16 protein-coding genes and 1 pseudogene are annotated in these 20,650 nt (G+C 39.3%); 15 read left to right on the top strand and 2 right to left on the bottom strand.

The window, feature by feature from the left end:
- Positions 1-628: 628 nt before the first annotated feature.
- From M028_RS33345 to M028_RS29920, 3 genes are all read left to right on the top strand, one after another.
- Positions 629-772, top strand: a complete 144-nt coding sequence (locus M028_RS33345; RefSeq protein ID WP_197031416.1) for a hypothetical protein — start codon at positions 629-631, stop codon at positions 770-772.
- A gap of 116 nt (positions 773-888) precedes the next feature.
- Positions 889-1,044: a transposase gene (locus M028_RS32105; protein ID WP_155925594.1), complete on the top strand. Its 156-nt coding sequence runs from the start codon at positions 889-891 to the stop codon at positions 1,042-1,044.
- Positions 1,045-1,275: 231 nt separating this feature from the next.
- Entirely contained in the window at positions 1,276-1,752 is a 477-nt protein-coding gene (locus tag M028_RS29920; RefSeq protein WP_051591026.1) for a PAS domain-containing protein, read from the top strand.
- A 789-nt stretch (positions 1,753-2,541) separates the two neighbouring features.
- On the opposite strand, the gene M028_RS0112720 is transcribed toward M028_RS29920, so the two are convergent.
- Both M028_RS0112720 and M028_RS33580 read right to left on the bottom strand, forming a co-directional pair.
- The gene (locus M028_RS0112720) at positions 2,542-3,330 is read right to left on the bottom strand and encodes a hypothetical protein (protein ID WP_026574228.1); all 789 of its coding nucleotides are present in this window, start codon (positions 3,328-3,330) and stop codon (positions 2,542-2,544) included.
- Positions 3,331-3,492: 162 nt separating this feature from the next.
- Positions 3,493-4,095, bottom strand: coding sequence for a hypothetical protein (locus M028_RS33580; protein ID WP_442852786.1), 603 nt, complete (start codon positions 4,093-4,095; stop codon positions 3,493-3,495).
- A 411-nt stretch (positions 4,096-4,506) separates the two neighbouring features.
- Between M028_RS33580 and M028_RS34070 the strand changes: the two are divergent.
- From M028_RS34070 to M028_RS0112655, 12 genes and pseudogenes are all read left to right on the top strand, one after another.
- Positions 4,507-4,659, top strand: a pseudogene (locus tag M028_RS34070) (class I SAM-dependent methyltransferase); the annotation flags it as partial.
- 115 nt (positions 4,660-4,774) lie between these two features.
- Positions 4,775-5,272 carry a glycopeptide resistance protein VanZ-A gene (gene vanZ-A / locus M028_RS0112710; protein ID WP_026574226.1) on the top strand — a complete coding sequence of 166 codons (498 nt, stop codon included), beginning with the start codon at positions 4,775-4,777 and terminating at the stop codon, positions 5,270-5,272.
- A 485-nt stretch (positions 5,273-5,757) separates the two neighbouring features.
- Positions 5,758-7,488, top strand: a complete 1,731-nt coding sequence (locus tag M028_RS29915; protein WP_051591025.1) for a sigma-54 interaction domain-containing protein — start codon at positions 5,758-5,760, stop codon at positions 7,486-7,488.
- A 254-nt stretch (positions 7,489-7,742) separates the two neighbouring features.
- Entirely contained in the window at positions 7,743-8,558 is an 816-nt protein-coding gene (locus M028_RS29910) for a substrate-binding periplasmic protein (RefSeq protein ID WP_051591024.1), read from the top strand.
- Between the two features lie 3 nt (positions 8,559-8,561).
- Positions 8,562-9,230: an amino acid ABC transporter permease gene (locus M028_RS0112690; protein ID WP_026574225.1), complete on the top strand. Its 669-nt coding sequence runs from the start codon at positions 8,562-8,564 to the stop codon at positions 9,228-9,230.
- Between the two features lie 46 nt (positions 9,231-9,276).
- Complete coding sequence (locus M028_RS0112685) at positions 9,277-10,035, top strand: amino acid ABC transporter ATP-binding protein (protein ID WP_026574224.1); 759 nt, start codon at positions 9,277-9,279, stop codon at positions 10,033-10,035.
- A 42-nt stretch (positions 10,036-10,077) separates the two neighbouring features.
- The gene (locus tag M028_RS0112680) at positions 10,078-11,241 is read left to right on the top strand and encodes a saccharopine dehydrogenase family protein (RefSeq protein WP_026574223.1); all 1,164 of its coding nucleotides are present in this window, start codon (positions 10,078-10,080) and stop codon (positions 11,239-11,241) included.
- Between the two features lie 155 nt (positions 11,242-11,396).
- Positions 11,397-13,016, top strand: coding sequence for an amidohydrolase (locus tag M028_RS0112675; protein ID WP_026574222.1), 1,620 nt, complete (start codon positions 11,397-11,399; stop codon positions 13,014-13,016).
- 109 nt (positions 13,017-13,125) lie between these two features.
- Complete coding sequence (locus M028_RS0112670) at positions 13,126-14,583, top strand: aldehyde dehydrogenase family protein (RefSeq protein ID WP_026574221.1); 1,458 nt, start codon at positions 13,126-13,128, stop codon at positions 14,581-14,583.
- A 1,301-nt stretch (positions 14,584-15,884) separates the two neighbouring features.
- Positions 15,885-17,507 (top strand): PucR family transcriptional regulator, encoded by a 1,623-nt coding sequence (locus tag M028_RS0112665; protein WP_197031415.1) that lies wholly within the window; start codon positions 15,885-15,887, stop codon positions 17,505-17,507.
- A gap of 224 nt (positions 17,508-17,731) precedes the next feature.
- A complete protein-coding gene (locus tag M028_RS0112660) occupies positions 17,732-19,357 on the top strand; it encodes an amidohydrolase (protein ID WP_026574219.1) in 1,626 nt (541 codons plus the stop codon).
- A gap of 22 nt (positions 19,358-19,379) precedes the next feature.
- Entirely contained in the window at positions 19,380-20,636 is a 1,257-nt protein-coding gene (locus tag M028_RS0112655) for a M20 family metallo-hydrolase (RefSeq protein WP_026574218.1), read from the top strand.
- Positions 20,637-20,650: the final 14 nt, after the last annotated feature.

Genomic DNA, 20,650 nt, shown 5'->3' with positions numbered 1-20,650 from the left:
ACCCAAAATAATAAGAATGTCTAATGTAACAAGTATCCTCATCCATAATTTCATAGAGTGTCCTCCAATCTTTCATGTTTTATATAAGGAATTTTTCTATCAAATAAAACAAATACCACATTAATAAATATACGCGTAACCTTTAGTAAGATGACCTGTAAGGAATTGAATATATAACGAAATTAAAGGTTATCCAATACTTTTACCTTTTTCTTCCCTTCCTAAAACCTAAGTAAAACACTCCCAAACTATAGGCTGCAAATCCAAAAATAGCCATCATAACTTTCTTATGCGATTTCCATAGTAAGACCATATTGGAAATTAGAGTTCCTTTCGTATGTAAATAATAGAGATAGACCATCAGCATGGATAGGGAAATAAGAAAGATAACCTTTAAATCTCAGGGTCAGACCCTCACTCAGCTAAAATTTAAAGCACTAAAGTATGGTTGATAAAAAGGGTTGGAACAGAAAAGAGTTTAACTTGCCGATGAGGTGGATGCAAATTTTGTCGAAGATTGATAGGTTATTGTATTTATAGAAAGTGTTAGAATGGAGTTGCAACTGAATATTGTTGGGGTGGTGGGTTGTCAGTCTTCTTTCCGTTTACAGGAAAGGAGGTGATAATCATGGAAACATTTCTTGAAATCCTACGAGAAGTTCTGAAGGGAATGCTACGTGAAGTGGCTGCTTATTTCTTTCGGAAAAACTTTCTAGAAAACAAGAAAACCACCCGCCGTCGCAAGCAAAAGGGTGGTTCACCAAAAATATAAAACAGACAACTACCACCCTGACGGTAATAGTTGCATGGAGAAGTGTTGGAGCACTTCTCTTTTTTATTATATTCCTATTATACATGAAATAAACCTATGAATAAACCCAATATCTTGTGTTTTCCTTTCATCTTCACGCCTATTGCCTTATGACTAACCACGTCCATCTACTGGTTGAAACTATCCATCACCATCCAAAAAATATCATGAAAATGCTTAATTACTGTTATGCCATGTATTTCAATATATCAAACTCTTACAATGACACCTGATTTGGAGGAAAAAGTCAAAGTTTGTGGGATTATGCTGATTTTTGAAGAAGTGGAGATTAAATCGAAAAAACGAAGCTATTTTACCGACAAAAAATTTACTAGAAACTAGCTTCACCTTTTATACCAAAATACTCCTTTTGCTAATAATAATAAAAAGATTATAATATGAATGGGCGATTTTCTTGCTCACTAATATTTACATTATTTTACCCTCATTAAGGAGGTATATATATGTTTGAAGAAAAATTGTCGGATTTAATTAGTCCTGAAGCTGTGATTAATTTTGAAACTGGTGCGATTAAAGCCAGCACTTTGGATTCAATCATCAAACTTTTGCCATTTGAAATGGGTTTTTGCGATGCCAACGATATTTTCCGCTGGTATTCGGATAATCCAAACCGCGTGCATGGTCGCCGTAAAGAAGCGATTGGCCGCCCTGTGCTTGAGCTTCACCCAAAAGTGGCTCACCACGTTGAAAAATTGTTGAATGACTTCCGTTCAGGAACACGCGACGAATGGGAATTTTGGTTCCCAAAACGCTCTGGTGAAACTGGTCAAATTTATCAAAAATTCATGGCAGTACGTGATGAAAATGGAAAATACCTTGGCTGCATGGATGTGACCGTTAATATCGACCATTTCAAAGGAAAAGAAGGCACCAATACCCCTGAAACGATTGCTGAATTTAAAACTATTAAACCTGAATAATAAAAAAATACCTTTCTCATTTGAGAAGTTGCCGAAAAACACATTGAATTCCCCAATTCAATGTGTTTTTCTTTATAGGTTAGTGGGGCCAGAGACCACGGGGGACGGTTATTGCGGCTTATTTAGACTAGGAGAACCGTTCCTGTGGTTATCCGCGATCTGATAAATAGACGGAAAAATTTCGCTTAATTAGTAATTAACATTTAAAATAGCTTAAATAGAGGTAAAGATTTCGCCTATTGACTCGAAAAACGTGAAAATGGGGGATTTTTCTTTGCATAATCGGAAAACCTTCCCTTATTTATCCCGAAACGGGCTCCATTCTGCATCTAACGGAAAAATCTCCGGTTATTTTACTTTCGCTGGTTACTTCATTTAGGACAAGAATTCTTTTTTTAAAGGAAGTAAGTTGAATACCATCGCAGGACGGGTTTTTGAATATTTAGGTGCTTTGATTTTAGCATTCACCAGTTTCTGTACAAACTTCCGACAATCTTCTTGCATCTTTCCATTAAGAAACCTTTATATTAGAAGGGTTTGCTCAGTTTCTAATCAAACGTTTGTGTAGAAGCCCATTTTGTCGAAATTGGTACAATTATGCGAGATAAAGTCTTTGTTTGATCGTTTGGGAGAAAAATCGGGAAAAGCTAAACGATATTATCGACAAAATATTTCCTCGGAAACAGGACCATGTTCGTTTTCCAAAAGGCTTTGTCCTGGTTTTAATCAAACGTTTGATTGAAAAAATACGCGTCGTTAGCTGTCGATTCGTAAAGAAAGGTGTTGGTTTTAACCATTTGGTTGGCTAATCCACATTTCATATATTTCTGCAAAATAAAGATCATCAAATTTCTTTTCCAAGATGCCGTGGAAATAGGCAATTGGTTTTTTGACTTTTTGATTGGACTTCAGTTTGCGAATAAGTTGCTTAAATGATTCGATGGCGACCTCTAAGACCTGATCCTTCTCTTTTTCACGGTTACCGCGATACGCTGCAATTTGGGTCATTCTCCAGAATTCCTCGATGGTTTTTGCATCATCGAAAAAGTATTTTACAAGCTGGACGAACTGCTTTGGAACTCGATATTTTGTAAAAGTATGATCCAAATTGAACGGTTCTTCCTTACGTTTATTTATCTCTTGTTTTTTAGTTTCAGAAAGATTACTAGTTTTAATAGGGTGGTTCAACTCTTGCTGTTTAGGTGGTTCATTTTGTGGAAAACGATTAAATAGGTATAAGTTGCTGGACTGGGAGCCGTTTTTTCTTTCGGTTTCATAAACGGTCAGGATGCCGAATTTGATGGACTTTTGGATCATTCGTTTAAAGGTTGAGCGGGAAATGCCATGGTCATGGTATTCTTCATGGATGGCCTTTAACATGGTGCCGATTTTCGCATTACAGACTCCAGGGATTTTGGCGGAAAAACGAACCAGCCGCTTTAACCCTACCAATTCGCCCTTCGTAAATTCCTGCTTATGCTCTACTAACCACATTTCCATATGGTTGTTAAACTCTTTAAGATTCTTAAATTGAGAATACTCCGCGAATCGTTGAATTTGGCCTGATTTTAAATTCATTTTATTGCACCACCCTTTCACCCTCTATATAAAGAGAAAGGAGAGAAAAGGACATGGTGGTTCGGCGGATTTTATGACAGATTTGTGGCGGTAACCATGGGAACTGGAAGCGAGGCGGGGAAAAACCGTCCCTGCGGAATGTTCCCCCCTCGACCTCATTCACTAAAATAGGAACTTTCCCACACTGATTAGACTACTAATCATTCCTATTCCATTCATGGTGCCTTTTCCCACTTTAAGTAAGCCCCCTAGTATTCCCGGCCGGCCTTTATCCCATCCCATCGGGGCCCACGGACCACCCCATCCCATGGGATTTACCTGCCCGCCCCATCCTGTAGGGTTTCCAAAACCGCCCCAGTTCGCTTGCTGCCCACTGGCGCCGAAACCAAAAGGATTGCCGGACGGAGGCAGCAAAGCGGCGGGATGCCCTTGTCCGAACATCCCTGCATGATTGACCGATTGCGCCCAAGGATAGGGCTTTTTTTGCGGGTGGAAACCCTTATTGCCGGCTGATGGGTCCCAACCTAGAGAAGGTCCTTGTGTGAACATCCCTGCAGGGTTGATTGGTTGTACCCAAGGGTTGGGCTGACCTAGAGGTAGGAAGCTTGGAAGTACGGGAAGCTGTGTCCAGTTGACCGGCTGTTCTTGCGACTCCCAATCGTCATGATTGACCACCGACAATCCATTCCCGGGTTGCTTTTGAGACGTGTAATCATGATTGTCAGCCGGTGTTGTCCAACTTGAAGAAGACTCTTGTTCTGTCATACCCATTTGGCCGGAGGGGGGAGCCCAATTAACAGGTTGTTCCATACGATCAAACCCCTTTAAACCCTGAGGATCGTTCCAACCAGCTGGATCGACTCGACCACTCCAACCCACGGGAATCCCAAGACCATTTAATCCTCCAAGTATGGATATTTGGGGCTGTGAATAGAATGGTCGTACTGAAATTTGGTTATTAAATAGTTGCCCGCTCCCCTTTAAATTCATATACAAATGCTGGTGCATACGCCTATTCCCCTCATTTTAAAAACGTAATGTTAGACTTAGCCTATGTAATATTCCTTTATGTGGCTGGTTAAATAACTAGGTCTACAAGCCCGTATTTAAAAGAATGGGCTATGGGGTCAGCCCCCCAAGACGTTATAATGATAACAAGCAAAAAATAGATTACTTTGGGATGGAAAAGGAAAAATACTAGATATAGGGAACCGGCAGTGGTTCACCGATTATTAAACTGGCAAAGACTTTCCTAAGGCCTTTTTAACTGGAATTGATTATTGGGGCGGGAATTGGCAATATTTGAAAGCTCAATGCCACCAGAATGCTGGATGGCGGCTATGGTACGAGCACTATTTTGGGGGTAACACCAGCTTTTTAACATAAAACCCATGTTGGAAATCGGGTATATTTTTTATACACTTAAAAAATGTGAGGAGATTATATGGGGAAAATAGTATCTAGAGGATTGCTAGCTTTGTATTTAGTGATACTAATCTGGTTAGTGTTATTCAAATTACAATACAATATTTTGACAGTATTTACCTATCACCATAGAAGTGTTAACTTGATTCCATTTGCTGCTCCTTCAATCGTAAATGGAAGTTTCGGAGAGATGATAGAAAATGTTATAATCTTTATTCCTTTTGGCTTGCTATTGAATGTCAATTTCAAAAATGTTGGATTTTTAGCTAAGTTTGCTTTGATACTGGTTTTAAGTCTTACTTTTGAATTCATTCAATTTATCTTCGCGATTGGTGCGACAGACATCACAGATGTAATTACAAATGCTGGTGGAGGCTTTCTTGGACTGAAATTATATGGGTTAAGCAATACGTATATTCATAATAAAAAATTAGACAGTGTTATTATTTTTGTTGGTATACTTTTGCTCCTATTATTGCTCTATTACCGAACCCATTTAAGAATTAAATATTCTTAAAACCGGCGTTCTGACCCCCACTTACGGACAATCAAAAACTTGCGAAAAGATAGAAAGACATAAGAAAAATCAAAAGCACAACTAGTAATTAGTATACTAGTTGTGCCTTTTTGCGCGCAAAACTTCCGATTAACCCTTTGATCACTTCTCCAATGTGCATGGCTTTATCCAAGGGAATTTCTCCTTTTTAAAACCATTACATATTTATAAGGGCTCTGACTCTACCGATAAAGGGAGTATCTATCAAGATTTTCCTTTTAATGAAAACAATTTATCGACAAAAATTTTTTTGGAGGCCAGTGGTTTACCCCCACTCAAGCAAAAGGGCTGTTTCCAAAAGGCAGGAAACTGCTGGTCCTTGTCGAATACTTGTAACCAACAACCTCTTCATTTCCCATTACTCCAACATAAGGTGACCATTGATATCTAAAGACTAATATTCGTGATATGAATAAATTTTTTATTGAATAAGGAGGGGACCGATCATGAAGGTAGATGAATATCTCATAAAGGATGTAGTTTGTATCACATGGCCTGCCACTGTTGAAATCATTTATTTAGAAGCGATTAAGAGCAATTATCACTGGTTTCTATTAACAAGAGGAGAAGAAATTATTGGATGTATAAAACGAAATACGCTATATGACCAATTAAAGGCTATCAATTTCGCAGAACTCAATTCAATATCGATAGAAAATTTATTGACAGGTGTTTCAGTCGTAACGGATGAAGAAGCGAGCCAAATAAACTATGATGCCAATAAGGTTGTTGTTGTAATCGATTCAAAGGGGAAGGTTAAGGGAGTAATTGATTGGGAATTTTGGAAAAGGATGCATCAAGTGGTTAATGAGGATGAATGGATTATCAAAGAAATGCAGACCGTTTTTGATGAGTTTTATCAGAGTATTTTTGTTACAGATGAAAAAGGAAATGTTATACGGGTCAGCTCCTATGATGACCAGCAGCACTTGGGGAAAAATGTTTTTGATTTAGAGAGAGAAAGAGTCTTTTATCCATCCATCACGGCAAAAGTAATTAAGTCAGGCAAGCGGGAGAGCGGATTACAATATACAAATACGGGTGAAATGTTTCAAATTGATTCCATTCCTATTAAGAATGAATTGGGAGAAATTGTACGTGTCGTGTCCATTACGAAACATTCTTCGGAAATTGAGCATTTAAAAAAGTTACAACAAGAGACCAAGACTTTATTTGATAGTTACCAAAGAGAGGTGGCGCGAATTAAGCAAGAGAAATACGAGGATAAACCCTTCATATACAAAAGTAAAGCGATGGAAGATGTGTTTGAGCTTATTAAGTCAGTAGCCTCTGTAGATACTTCTGTTCTCATTTTGGGCGAAACGGGTGTAGGGAAACAAATGGTTGCCAATCAAATTCATTTATTATCTCATCGAAATGATAAGCCGTTTGTTACCATTAACTGTGGAGCGATACCGGAAAACTTATTAGAGTCTGAGCTGTTCGGCTATGAGGAAGGGGCTTTTTCTGGTACAAGAAAGGGAGGGAAATTAGGACTTTTTCAAATTGCTGATAAAGGGACTATATTTCTGGACGAGATTGGCGAGATGCCAGTATCTTTACAGGTGAAACTATTACGGGTTTTGCAAGAAAAAGTGATTTTAAAAGTTGGAGGAACAAAAGAGCATAAGATCGATGTTCGAATTATTTCCGCAACAAATAAAGATCTGAGTCAAATGATTAAAAATGGGTCCTTTCGTGAAGATCTATACTATCGAATCAATGTTGTTCCAATTAGAATTCCAGCTCTGAAAGAAAGAAAGGATGATATAGAAGCGCTTGTCTATCATTTCCTTGATAAATTTAATAAGAAGTATCAAAAAAATGTAGAGCCCTCATCCAGACAATTGGAACAAATATTAAACTATTCATGGCCCGGAAATGTGAGAGAGCTTGAAAATGCGATTGAAAGAATGATTGTCTTAGAGAAGTCTTTGTTCTTTGAAGAGAAAAGAACAGACTCATTGTATCTTCATGAGGTTGAAAAGGAGGAAGGAAAACTTCCTCATTTAACGGAGTTCATGGAAACAGCCGAAAAGGGACTTATTTTGAAGGCGATGTCACGCTTTTCAACGACGAGGGAAATGGCGAATAATTTGGGGGTCAATCAATCCACCATTGTTCGTAAGTTACAAAAGTATGGATTGCGGAGTCATCTCCAGCAGAATGATATTTAAAAGCAGGATAAAGTAGGAAGTTAACTCCTTTTTATGCAAATATAAGGTGATTTTTGCCGATTAGATGCAGAAATGCATCCAGGTTGATGCGCGATGCCATCAAGCATGTCTTTATTTTGCGGAAAATTCAGTAATGACTTACTTTTCACATAATTGCATCTTGGCACGATTATTGCACAATAAAATACTAAAGGGGATTTGCTTTTTAAGTAAAATGAAAGCATTTTCATCACACGATAAGGGGGAAATGGAGAATGAAAAAAAACTTAGCAATATTTATAGGATTGATTATGTTATTCGTTCTATCAGCGTGCGGGCAGTCCACCACTAGCGGAAAAGAAGACAAAAAGGGGACGAATGAAAAAGTCATTCGTGTTGCTACAGACAGCGAAAGTGTTCCTTTTACTTATCTTAACACGAAAACTCACAAACTAGATGGCCTGCTTATTGATGTTATTAAGGAAATTGGAAAGAGAACGGATTATAAAATTGAACTGCAAAATATGGAATGGACAGCACTCATTCCATCCGTTCAAACAGGAAAAGCTGATGCAGTTGTAGCCGCTATGTATACTACAGAGGAAAGAAAAAAGATTATTGATTTTACGGACCCTGTATTTGGATATGGTGAAGGCTTGATTGTTCAAGAAGGAGATCATACCACTAAGACATTAGAGCAGTTAAAAGGAAAAACGGTTGGCGTACAGATGGGAACATCCTATAAGGCCATGTTAGATAAGAAAGCCAGCAATCTAAAATTGAATATTAAATCATATAAAGCATCTGCAGATATGGTAAAAGATTTAGAGAATAAAAGAATAGATGCAATGTTATCGGATAAGCCGATTTTTCAATATATGAAAGTAATTAATCCTGGTTTGAAAATAAATATCGTAGATGATTATAAGCCAGAGCTGTTTGGAAATATTGGAATTGGAGTAAATAAGGAAAATAAAGATTTATTGAACAAACTGAATGCTGCGATCAAAGATATGAAAGAGGATGGATCCTTAAAAGAGATCTATAAGAAATGGAAGCTCGACTACGATTATGAAAAAAATGGGGAATGATAAATGGACAAATTCATCGAAGGGTTAAAAACTTTTTCTCCGCAGTTGTTACAAGGGACGTATATAACCATTGAATTAACTGTAATCTCGCTTATTCTTGGCCTTATTCTTGGATTGCTTGTTGCACTGGGGAGGCTTTCAAATAATAAGCTAATCAATAAAGCCTGTGGTGTCTATATCAGTATCTTAAGAGGAACACCTTTGCTGGTCCAATTAATGTATGTATATTTTGTATTTCCGGAATTAGGGATTCAAATGACTGCTTTTCAGGCGGCCATTGTGGCATTATCCATTAATGAAAGCGCCTACCTCGCTGAAACATTCCGGGCCGGAATTCTGTCAATTCCCAAAGGTCAGATGGAGGCTGCTATGGCTGTTGGAATGGATTATTCGAAGGCTATGCGAAGAATTATTTTACCGCAGGCCATTAGAAATATGCTGCCGGCCATTGGGAATTCTGCGATTACCTTAACAAAGAATTCCTCCTTGGCCGCAGTAATCACTGTGTCCGAGCTCATGTACCAGGGACAAATCCTGGTTGCGGCAACCTTTGAAAATATACTTATTTTTACACTAGTTGCCATTATTTATTGGCTGTTACACTATCCGCTGGCATTGTTAGTCAATTATCTAGAAAAGCGTGGTGATTATAGAAATGCTGCAAGCAGCTAATCTTGAGGCATCCTCTAATCATGAAGTGCCTTCCACTAAGCCCAATATTTTGGAAGTCCTAAATGTAAAAAAAGAATTTGGTGCAAAAAAGGTTCTTAAGGGAATCGATTTGACGATTCATAAAGGCGAGGTTGTTGTAATCGTTGGACCGAGCGGGAGCGGTAAAAGTACTTTGCTTCGAACAATGAATGTACTTGAGGCACCCACATCTGGAGATATTGTATTAGAAGGTCAGTCTATTTTATATAAAAATTCAACAAAGAAGAGAAAGGAATATACTCCGAAAGAAATTAGTAAATTTCGTGCCGAGATTGGTATGGTCTTTCAGTCTTTTAATCTTTTTCAGAATAAGAGGGTATTAGAAAATATTATTGAGGGCCCCGTACAGGTACGAGGGATTAAGAAAGATCAGGCAATTGAAGAGGCCAAGATCTTACTCGGCAAAATGGGGTTGTCTGATAAATGGGATCAATACGCACATTCTCTGTCCGGAGGGCAGCAGCAGCGTGTAGCGATCGCAAGAGCTCTCGCTATGAAGCCAAAACTATTATTGTTTGACGAACCGACATCTGCACTTGACCCTGAGCTGGTAGGGGAAGTGTTATCGGTTATGAAAGATTTGGCATTAGAAGGGTTAACCATGGTGGTGGTAACCCATGAAATGGGATTTGCACGTGAAGTGGGAGACCGGATTATCTTTATGGATGAAGGAAATATTCTTTGCGAGGCCCCTTCAGACCAATTCTTTAGTAAACAAAATCGACATGAACGAATACAAAAGTTCTTAAACACGATCGATAAATAAAAAATGTTTTTATTACGAAAAAAGAATGAGGAGGAATTCAATATGAATAAAGTAGTCGTACTAGGTGCAACAGGGACAATCGGGCAGGTAATTGTGCGGGATTTAGTTGAAAGCGGTGTAAAGGTAATTGCTGCGGATTTGGATATTAAAAGATTAGAAGAGTTGAAGGCAAAAACGAATCATCAAATCGAAATTACCCCTTTAAATATTAAGGATCAAGAAAAAACGGAAGAAGTCCTTCTTCAAGGAAAGGTTTGTGTCAATGCTACAAACTATGTTTTTAATATTGAAGTTATGAAGGCAGCGGCTGCTGTGGGAATCAGCGTTCTTGATTTAGGCGGGTTATATAAACTGACCAATGAACAGTTAAAGCTGGATAAGGAAATGAAGGAAGCGAATATCCTATCGATTGTGGGAATGGGGTCCGATCCAGGAGCATCCAATGTTTTCAGTCGTTATGGTGTAGAAATGCTGGATTCTGCCGAAGAGATCCATATTCGTTTCGGCTCTACCTCCTCGGGGGCTACCTTCGCTTTTGCGGTAGATACCATCATCGATGAAGCCATAAAAAATGCAGTGGCCGTTAAAGATGGCGTCCTTACTGAAATTCCGCCGCTATCGGATGAGGAGCTGACAGTCTTCCATGAAGATATTGGGGTACAAAAAACCTACTCCATCATTCATTCGGAATTAGCAACTTTGCCAACTAGCTTTCCAGAAGTTAAGAACATCACGTATAAGGATTCTTGGGACCCGGCTACAATTGAAAAAATCAAAACATTGGATGCACTAGGTTTGTTAGAAACAGAACCAGTCGAAATTGCAGGGAATAGTATCCTACCTAGACGTCAAACTGTGTCTTTATTACAAAATGTATTAGTAGCTAAAGAAAAACCACAGTGGGGGAAAGATGTATTGTTGGTTGAGGTGAAAGGGTGGAAAAACGGAAACAAGGCATCTGTTAAATTAGAAATGCTCACTGATTATCAGCCTGAGTGGGATGTGAGCGGTACCCAATATGGCACTGCCATTCCTGCTTCCATTGCAGCGCAAATGATTTTGAATGGAGAGGTAACGGAAAAGGGAGTTAAGCCTGCGGAGCAATGCATTGACCCGAAAATATTTTTATCTTATCTAAAAGACAAAAATGTTGAAGTAAATATTACGTATAGTGAAACAAAAAAAGATATAGCTGTTTTTGCTTAAGAATATCTAAGATTGAGGTATCATGCAACCAGGTGCTAACTGAGTTTCTGATCCCTCGATCGTTTTATTTTTTTTGGAAAGGTTTAATTTTCTATTAAATTGAATCGTATAAGTAACGAATAATAGATCAAAGAGGGGTAGGGAAGGTGAAAAACATGCATGTAGAGGTTAAAGCAGATGTTATTCTTTCCAGCAATGCAGTATTTACGGCGGTTGATGACAGTCCAAGGAAGGCATCTATTGCAATTATAGGAAATAAAATTGCCTGTGTTGGTAGTGAGCTTGAAATGGAGCCATATATAGGACCGAAAACTAAATTCTATCGTTTTGACGATAATCTGATTATGCCGGGGTTCAATGACGTACATACACATGTGATTCTAGGCTGCCTCATGGAGGATACTGTCAATTTACTTGAAGCGGGATCAGCTAAGGAAGCGGCTTCCCTCATGAGGGATTTTGCCGAGAAGAGGCCAAATGATCAGTGGATTTTGGGGTTTAGCTGGTACCATACATATTGGGAGAATCAACAGGTACCGCACCGTTCGGAATTAGATGCCGTTATCCCTGACCGCCCTGTATTCCTTTTGCATGCTGCCGGTCATATTGGCTGGGCTAACAGTAAAGCATTAGAGTTAGCAGGCATTAATCGAGATTCGGCTGATCCTGTTGATGGAGTGATTGAACGGGATGAACAAGGAGAACCAACAGGAATTCTGTATGAAAATGCCCTATCATTAGTGGCAAAAAAGGCATTTACTTTACAGGGTGAACAAAGAGAAAGAATATTTACCAGATTTCTTGGTAAGGCAGCTAAACTTGGAGTTACCTCCGTTACAGATATTTTTACTTTGACAGGTTATGAAATTAATGAATTAGATTTATATGAAGAGTTTCTTAAAAATGGAAAATTAACCACACGTATTTTCTTTTTAACTGGATTAGCGGACATTGAACAGGCAAAACGATTACGTGATACCTATCAATTTGATAAGCTCCAGTTCTCCGGGCTAAAGGAATTTTTAGATGGGATTGTGACTGCTCACACAGCCCATCTTGTAGAGCCATACTCAAACCGTCCCGAGACTTGCGGGCATAAACCACCTGATAGAATGAAAGATTTGGTGTTAAAGGCAGATCAAGAAGGATTTCGAATTCGATTTCATGCCGTAGGTGATGGAGCCGTCCGTTTTGCTTTAGATGTTTTTGAAGAGGCACAGCGAATCAATGGAAAAAGAGACTCTAGACATACTGTTGAACATATTGAAGTGATCCATCCAGATGACATTCCGCGTTTTGCAGAATTAGGTGTTCTTCCTTCCATGCAACCGGAACATATGGGCCTTATTGAAAGAAATCATTATGTTTCCTGTATAGGTAAAGGGAGAGAACCCTATACGTTTCCAGTAAAGTCTTTAATGGAAACAGGGGCAACGCTTATACTGGGGACGGATTACCCGATTGTTGAATTAAATCCGATGTTCGAACTATATCGAGCTGTTTCAAGAGTTTCCGGAGACGGAAAACCATGGAATGAAAGTGAAGCTGTTTCCTTGGCTTCTGCTTTAAAAGCGTATACTGCAAATGCAGCCTATGGCGTATTCAAAGAAAATGATTTAGGTACGCTAGAACAAGGAAAACTAGCTGATCTGATTGTCCTTGATCGAAATTTATTCAATGTTCCTGTAAGTGAGATAAAGGATACAAAGGTAAAACTAACGATGATGGATGGAGAAATTGTTTTTGAAGATGTTCCATCTGATCTTTTTGTTTAGAAGTTTGAGAAAAAAGAGAAAGCAAAAAAGTATAGGGAGGGCGAATGGATTGGTCATCACAAAGGAAAGCTTTGATTCTGTTCTTAGAGGAAAAACGAATGTTCAAAGAATGTATATTAACGGGGAATGGGTTACAAGTAAATCAAATTTAGTTCGGGAGATCGTAAACCCTGCAACTAACGATAGTATTGCAACCGTAACGGAGGGTACTATTGAGGAAGTTGAACGTGCAATTCAGGCTGCTAAAGAGGCTTTTTATAAAAATGGCTGGAAATTAACTTATGCCCGTACCAGAGCGAATCTTCTATTAAAGGTAGCTAGTAAACTAGAAGAACGAAAAGAAGAATTTGCCATGCTTGAGACATTGAATAATGGAAAGGTATATGCGGATGCATTAAACGATGTGGAGGATGCCATTAACCAGTTTCAATATTATGCGGGACTTGCCACAAAGCCGCATGGCCAAACCTATGATGTACCGGATGAGATCCGGGCGATGGTTGTCCGTGAACCTGTTGGCGTGGTAGCACAGATTGTTCCGTGGAATTATCCTCTTGTTATGGCTTCACAGAAAATGTCAGCTGCATTGGCGGCTGGCTGCACCGTTGTCATTAAGCCAGCTTCGCAAACTCCTTTAACACTGATTCGATTATTTGAAATTCTTGATGAAGTTGGTTTTCCGAAGGGAGTTGTCAATTTAGTTCTAGGATCGGGCTCTGTTGTTGGGAATACACTTGCCAATCACCCTGATGTTGATAAAATTTCATTTACTGGGGGCACATCTACAGGTATACAAATTATGAAAGATGCTGCAAATACGATTAAAAAGGTTGGTTTGGAGCTTGGGGGAAAATCACCGAATATTGTCTTTGCCGATTCCGACTTTGAAACAGCCGTAGATTATGCTTTGTTGGCTGTGTTTGCTGGTCAAGGGCAAGTTTGTTCCGCTGGGTCACGCCTCCTTCTTGAAAAAAGTATTTATGAAAAGTTTGTTACCGAACTTGTAGCCCGTGCAAAAAAGATTAAAATCGGTCCGGGCTGGGAAGAGGAGACAGAGATGGGTCCCCTTATTTCCAAAGAGCATTTGGAAAGCGTGCTTCGTTATGTAAAGATTGGATTGGAGGAAGGTGCCGAACTCTTGTGTGGAGGGAAGCAGATTACGGATGGCGCATTTGCCCAAGGTAATTTTATGGAGCCGACCATTTTTTCAGCGACAACGCCAGATATGAGGATTGTTCAAGAAGAAATCTTTGGCCCTGTACTTGTCATTCAAGTGTTTGAAACAGAGGAAGAGGCAATTGAACTTGCAAACGGGACCAATTTTGGGCTTGCTGCCGCCGTTTTTACAAATGACGGGGCTAAGGCACAGCGTGTTATTCGTGATCTGCAAGCCGGAATTACATGGATTAATACGTATCATCCTACATTCAATGAGGCGCCTTGGAGTGGATATAAACAAAGCGGTATTGGCGGAGATTTAGGAACGTATGGTTTTGAAGAATATTTGCATACAAAGCAAATTAATATTGCCCTGAATGTTCAACCCTCGGGTTGGTATAAAGGATAAAGTGAATGGCCATTTCCTTTGAAGGAAATGGCTGTTTTAAGGAGTAGTGAGAGATTTCATACAGTAAAATTCCAAGTATTCGGTGCGTTTGCTTTACTTCGTTTTCTACGTGATTGATTAATAGGTTTCTTACCAATTGTTTTCGATAGGTGCTTTCAAACATTTCCTTTAAGTTAGAACCGGTATTGGCAACATTTTTAAATAATTGGGCTCCTGAAATTCTTCCTCTAAAAATATTGACTAGAAATCTCGAAATCTCGGGGTCAGCGTTTTATTCCTTCCCTTAATACCTGCATTTTTCCTGAAACAACTACTGTCACCGCCCGAGTTACAGGGGCCTGAAAAGGCGCTTTTTGTATGAAAAGGAGCTTCTATTAAACTTTTGAAAAAGTATATTAATTCTTGCACATGTAAATCTCCAATATTATTTTAAAAGTCAATATTAAATAAAGAACATTATATGATAAAATAACTAAATAGAAAAAATATTATAAATAATCTATTTCCCGTAAATAAATATCAGAATGTGTTAAACCAATACCGCATCGTTTTTCTTTTGCAAAGGCACTTTTCTTAAACTTTGTTGCTCTTGATATAAGAATTGTTCAATATTGATGCCCTTTTTGGACAACTTTGAAGCAACCAAGGGGAAGTGTGTCTGAATGAGGGGTTCATTCGGACAGCTATGAAGAAGGCAAGGGTAACCATGTCTGAATGGGGAGTTGATTCGGACAGCTATGAAGAAGGCAAGGACAATCGTGTCTAAATGAGGAGTTGATTCGGACAGCTATGAAGAAGGCAAGGACAATCGTGTCTGAATGAGGAGTTCATTCGGACAGCTATGAAGAAGGCAAGGGCAACCGTGTCTGAATGAGAGGTTCATTCGGACAGCTATGAAGAAGGCAAGGGCAATCGTGTCTGAATGGGTAGTTGATTCGGACCGCTTTGAAGAAGGCAAGGGCAACCGTGTCTGAATGAGAGGTTCATTCGGACAGCTATGAAGAAGGCAAGGGCAACCGTGTCTGAATGAGGGGTTCATTCGGACAGCTATGAAGAAGGCAAGGGCAATCGTGTCTGAATGAGTAGTTGATTCGGACAGCTTTATTAAAGCTAAGGGGAATCGTGTCCGAATCAGGGGTTCATTCGGACAACTTCGGAGAAGCCAAGGGCAATCATGTCCGAATGCATGCCTTAGGGTGAAAACTATTAAATCTGTTCGAAAAACAACAATCCTTACGAAAACAGCCTTTGCAAAAGATTACGAAAATGTTTCTGTTGACATCATGGAAAGGAGATTCCTGGTGAGTGTAAAAGTTAGAGATTTGCTGGATGATAAGTTTTTTGTTGGGTACAAGAATTTAGCCGGGGCTGGTGGCCTTGACAGGGAAATCCAGTCTGTCTCCGTGTTTGACGCCCCAGACGGATATAGATGGTTCAGTGGCAAGGAATTTGCGCTATCCACCGGGTATTTATTCAAGGATAATATCGAACTCTTTAAGGATGTCATTTATCATTTGAACGATCATAATTCTGCTGCATTAGGCTTAAAAGTAAACCGATATCTCAAGCAAATTCCTCAAGAAATCTTGACATTGTGCAATAACTTGAATTTCCCTCTCATTGACATTCCTGATGAACCTGCTTGGGTAGAAATCATGGATGCTGTAAATGCCATTGCCATGCATGGTTTTATGATGAGAATGAATAACGGGAAAAGGCACCCAGGCTCTACCTTAGAAAGTCTTTATCCTGAAATAAAGATCAATGAGTGCATTGAGAATCTCTCTAAGGAAATTGGTTTGCCCATTTCGATTGTAGATTATTTGGAAGATAGGAATTTTCATTACCCGAGTGAGGGGAAAACAAAAGAGCTTGAAAAAATACTAAGAGGTCTCGCTGAGCCCAACTTTGACTATCAAAGAGAAAAGATTTATGACAAAATCAATATTTATAGGATTAAAGATTTAGATGGCCAAAATAAAAGCTGGATTGTCCTTCCCATCAAAGTTCACGATATTCTAGTCGGGAATTTGGTCGTGTGGGAAATGGAAAAGGAATTAGGCTATTTTGATTTTTCAGCATTAAGGATAACCTTTGAACTTCTTTTGTATATTTTTACGCAAATGTATTATATGAATTCAAAGGAAGCAAATTTCCAAGATGATTTTATTCAAGAAATCCTGCTCGAAAAAAGTGATCAGGAAAAACTATTTAAAAAAGCAAAACATTTGGGTTGGGATGTTCGTAAGAATTATGTGTGCATCCGTTTTCAGCAATTAAATGACGGAATTAACTTGGACGATTATCGTGGAGTGATCAATTCTTCCATCAGAAGGTTTTTTCCAAAAAGGGAGTCACCTCTGGGTTTGCTTGAGGGGAGTATCATTATTTTCCACCCGGTTGAGGAAGAGCTTAGCCAAAGCAATATGGAAGAATTAAAAAAGAAATGCTCAAAACTGATTGCTGCGCTTGAAGAGGAGATTCCAAAAGCAAAAATAAAAGGCGGAATAGGTTGTACAACAGCTCCTTTTTATCATATAAAAAAGAGTTATAGGGAAAGCGTGAAAACCGTTGAAATAGGCCAGTTTATTTACCCGAATAAAAACGTGCTTTCTTATAAAGATTTAGGACCTTTTGGATTTATTCATCTTCGGTCATTTAAAGAAGACTTCAGTCACGTAATAGAGAATCTTTTACCTGTTTTACAACAGGATGACAGGGAAGAATTAATTAGTACGTTAAAGGCATTTCTCGAAAGTAAATGCAATTTTAATTTAGCGGCGAAAAAATTATATATACATAATAATACGGTAAGATATCGAATCGCGAAAATTCAGCAGCTTACGAAAATTGATTTGGACGATCCACCCGAAAGATTAAAATTGGAAATGGTTTTAATGTTTGAGAAGCACTTAAATTTTTAATTAAGTGCTTTTTTATATTGTTGTAAAAGTTTGCAACAAAACAAACCATTTTTGTGATTATTTACAATGTTACAAATATTCATAATAATTTCTAAAAAAGTTACAAAAGACATCGAGAAATTATGTCGTATTATTAAAAAGTACCGAATTTCAAAATTTTGCAAAAATATATTCCTAATGAATATAACGCAATATCATTTCCATTTAGGAAGGGGGAGAGGCAGTTGTTAAGCAACTACCTATTCATTAACGGAGAGGTCATTACGGTCAATCAAAAGGATGAGATTCATCGTGCGGTTGCGGTCAAGGGGAGAGAAATTATTGCCGTTGGCAGCACAGAAGAGATTTTGAGATTGAAAGATGATGATAGCAAGGTCATTGATCTGAACGGAAGGACCCTTCTTCCAGGTTTTATTGAATCCCATCTTCATATCAGCCTATATGGTACAAACCAATTATCTGTTTCATGCAAGGATGAATCTGTACAAACCATCTCTGATTTACTGGAGAAATTGAAAGAAAAGGCAAAAGAAACGCCAAAGGGTGAATGGGTTCGTGCCTGGGGCTATAATGACCAAACCATCGCCGATGGCCGTTTTCCTACAAAAGAGGAATTGGATACTGTTTCAACCGAACACCCCATTATGGTTGTACGGGCATGTAACCATATCTCAACGGTCAATAGCCAGGCCTTACAAATTGCGTCCATTGATAAAAATACACCGGATCCTGAAGGCGGGAAGATTGTCCGGGGGTCTGATGGAGAGCCGAATGGATTGCTGCTTGAAAATGCCCATATGCAAGTGTTCCAAATTGCTGGGTTTACTCGCGACGAGCTACAGAAAGCCCATTCGATTGCATCCAAGGATTTTGCGAAAAAGGGAATTACCTCTATCCATGATGCAACAGGGTACGGAGTATCAAATATTGAAGCGCTTAAACAGGATTCTGAAAGCGGTGTCATTAAACAGAGAGTCTATGCCATGGTCGGGGCACTAAACGAGCCTGAAAAGGTGATTAAGCATTTTCTTGCAACGGATCTCAAGACGAAGGATGGAAATGACCGCTTTAAATATGGTCCGGTGAAATTATTCCTTGATGGAAGCAGCAGCGGTCCAACCATCTGGACGAGAGAGCCTTATGACAGTGACCCGAACAATTATGGCATTCATTATTATCAACAGGAAGAAATCGAGGAAATTTTTATTCCGGCTCATCAAAAAGGCTGGCAAATTACCTCACACGCCCAGGGGGATGCCGCGATTGACATGCTCTTGACGTGCATTGAAAAAGCAAACAGCTTGTACCCAAGAGAGGATGCGCGCCACCGGATTGAGCATGCAGGCATTGCGCAGCCTGACTTGATTGAAAGGATGAAAAAGCAAGGGGTCATTCCAACTCCGAATCCGGCATTCTTCTTTGAATATGGTGATATTTATAGTAAAAACTACGGGGAACGTTCCAGCCAAATGTATCCATTACATAGCTATTTAGAAGCTGGAGTGCCCGCTGCCATCGCATCTGACTGTCCGGTGACAGATTTCAATCCGCTCAGGGGGATTCATAGTGCCATCACAAGAATCGCTCCATCTGGAAGTGTTCTCGGTGAACAGGAACGAATCGGACTTTTGGAAGCTATCCGTATGATTACTTGGAATGGGGCTCACGCATCCTTTAGTGAAAATGAGACAGGCTCCATTGAACCAGGAAAACTGGCAGACATCATTATCCTGGATCGTTCCATCCTTAAGGCAAAAACAGATGAAGTCCCATCCATACAAGTGGTTTTTACCATGATCGACGGTGAAATCGTCTACGCAGAACAGCTGGAAAATGAACCTGTGATTTAATTTTTTGAAGGAGGTGATTAAGATGAAAATCAATATAGAAAGATTATTTAAGGATTTGGACCGTATTGTCACCTTCACGAAGACTCCGGGAAAGGGCTGTACCCGTTTTTCTTTTAGCAGTGAAGATCGGCAAGCAAGGGAGTATTTGTTAACGCTGATGAAAGAGTTAGATCTTTCCATTAAGGTTGACGGGTTTGGCAATATTCGGGCGACCTATGGTAAAAACATCAATCTGCCGCCTATCTTAATCGGCTCCCATATTGATACTGTTGCAAACGGTGGAAAGTATGATGGTTTACTTGGCGTTTTGGCAGCTTTAGAGACGATTCGAGTATTGAAGGAAGAGAATGCCGAGCTTACCCGTCCGGTTGAATTGATCATTTTTTCCGAAGAAGAGGGTTCCAATTTCGGTGTAACCATGATGGGAAGCAAAGTGATGACAGGTAAATATTCATTATCAGATTTAAAGTCTATTAAAAACAGTGAGGGGAAATCCTGTTACGATATTGTCAAAAATTTTGGCTTAGGTGTAGACCATATTGAGCAGGAGACTGTTGAGCAAGACGAAATTGCAGCAATGATTGAACTCCATATTGAACAAGGAGCCGTTTTGGAAACCGAAAATAAAACGATTGGGATTGTTCAGGCGATTGCCGGGATGAAAACCTTTAAAGTGACGCTTGAAGGGGATTCGAATCATGCGGGGACAACCCCTATGGATTTAAGGTCAGATCCGATGGTTGGAGCTGCCAGCATCATCGCCGATCTTCAACGTACCGTTAAAAGCAGTACCATACCAACGACGGTTGCAACGGTTGGGAAAATTAGCTGTGAGCCCAATTTACCAAATGTCATTCCGCAGAAAGTGAAGTTCTTTGTCGATGCCAGAGATGTTGAGATGAAGGGAATCGATTTTGTAACGGACTATCTTGTTGAAAAGGTAAGCAAAGTGGCAAAAGAACACTCCCTTATAAGCCAGATTGAGCTGGTTGGCCAATCTCAAATTAAACCGCTGTCCCCTCGTATCATGAATGTGCTTGAGCAGGAAGCGATTGCTGCCGGTTTCAGCTATAAGAAAATGAATAGCGGTGCCGTTCACGATGCTGCTCTTATGACAGACGTGACCGACGTTGGAATGATTTTTATCCCGAGTTTGAAGGGAAAGAGTCATTGTCCGGATGAATTTTCAAAAGTAGAAGATATTGAAGCAGGCTCTCAGTTATTGCTAAAGGCTGTCGCGTCTTTAGCCGTTAAAAAGCATGTAATCCAAGAAAAATAGAGTTACACAATGAA

It is taken from the genome of Bacillus sp. UNC438CL73TsuS30 (assembly GCF_000482325.1).
Classification (GTDB): Bacteria; Bacillota; Bacilli; order Bacillales; family Cytobacillaceae; genus Neobacillus.
This window is presented reverse-complemented; position numbering and strand designations above follow the sequence as displayed.

Excerpts from the sequence above, each read along its gene's own strand:
- vanZ-A (WP_026574226.1), top strand. The coding sequence starts at position 4,775 with ATGGGGAAAATAGTATCTAGAGGATTGCTAGCTTTGTATTTAGTGATA.
- M028_RS29920 (WP_051591026.1), top strand. The coding sequence starts at position 1,276 with ATGTTTGAAGAAAAATTGTCGGATTTAATTAGTCCTGAAGCTGTGATT.
- M028_RS29910 (WP_051591024.1), top strand. The coding sequence starts at position 7,743 with ATGAAAAAAAACTTAGCAATATTTATAGGATTGATTATGTTATTCGTT.
- M028_RS0112720 (WP_026574228.1), bottom strand. The coding sequence starts at position 3,330 with ATGAATTTAAAATCAGGCCAAATTCAACGATTCGCGGAGTATTCTCAA.
- M028_RS0112670 (WP_026574221.1), top strand. The coding sequence starts at position 13,126 with ATGTATATTAACGGGGAATGGGTTACAAGTAAATCAAATTTAGTTCGG.
- M028_RS0112690 (WP_026574225.1), top strand. The coding sequence starts at position 8,562 with ATGGACAAATTCATCGAAGGGTTAAAAACTTTTTCTCCGCAGTTGTTA.
- M028_RS0112680 (WP_026574223.1), top strand. The coding sequence starts at position 10,078 with ATGAATAAAGTAGTCGTACTAGGTGCAACAGGGACAATCGGGCAGGTA.
- M028_RS0112675 (WP_026574222.1), top strand. The coding sequence starts at position 11,397 with ATGCATGTAGAGGTTAAAGCAGATGTTATTCTTTCCAGCAATGCAGTA.
- M028_RS33345 (WP_197031416.1), top strand. The coding sequence starts at position 629 with ATGGAAACATTTCTTGAAATCCTACGAGAAGTTCTGAAGGGAATGCTA.
- M028_RS33580 (WP_442852786.1), bottom strand. The coding sequence starts at position 4,095 with ATGACAGAACAAGAGTCTTCTTCAAGTTGGACAACACCGGCTGACAAT.
- M028_RS29915 (WP_051591025.1), top strand. The coding sequence starts at position 5,758 with ATGAAGGTAGATGAATATCTCATAAAGGATGTAGTTTGTATCACATGG.
- M028_RS0112655 (WP_026574218.1), top strand. The coding sequence starts at position 19,380 with ATGAAAATCAATATAGAAAGATTATTTAAGGATTTGGACCGTATTGTC.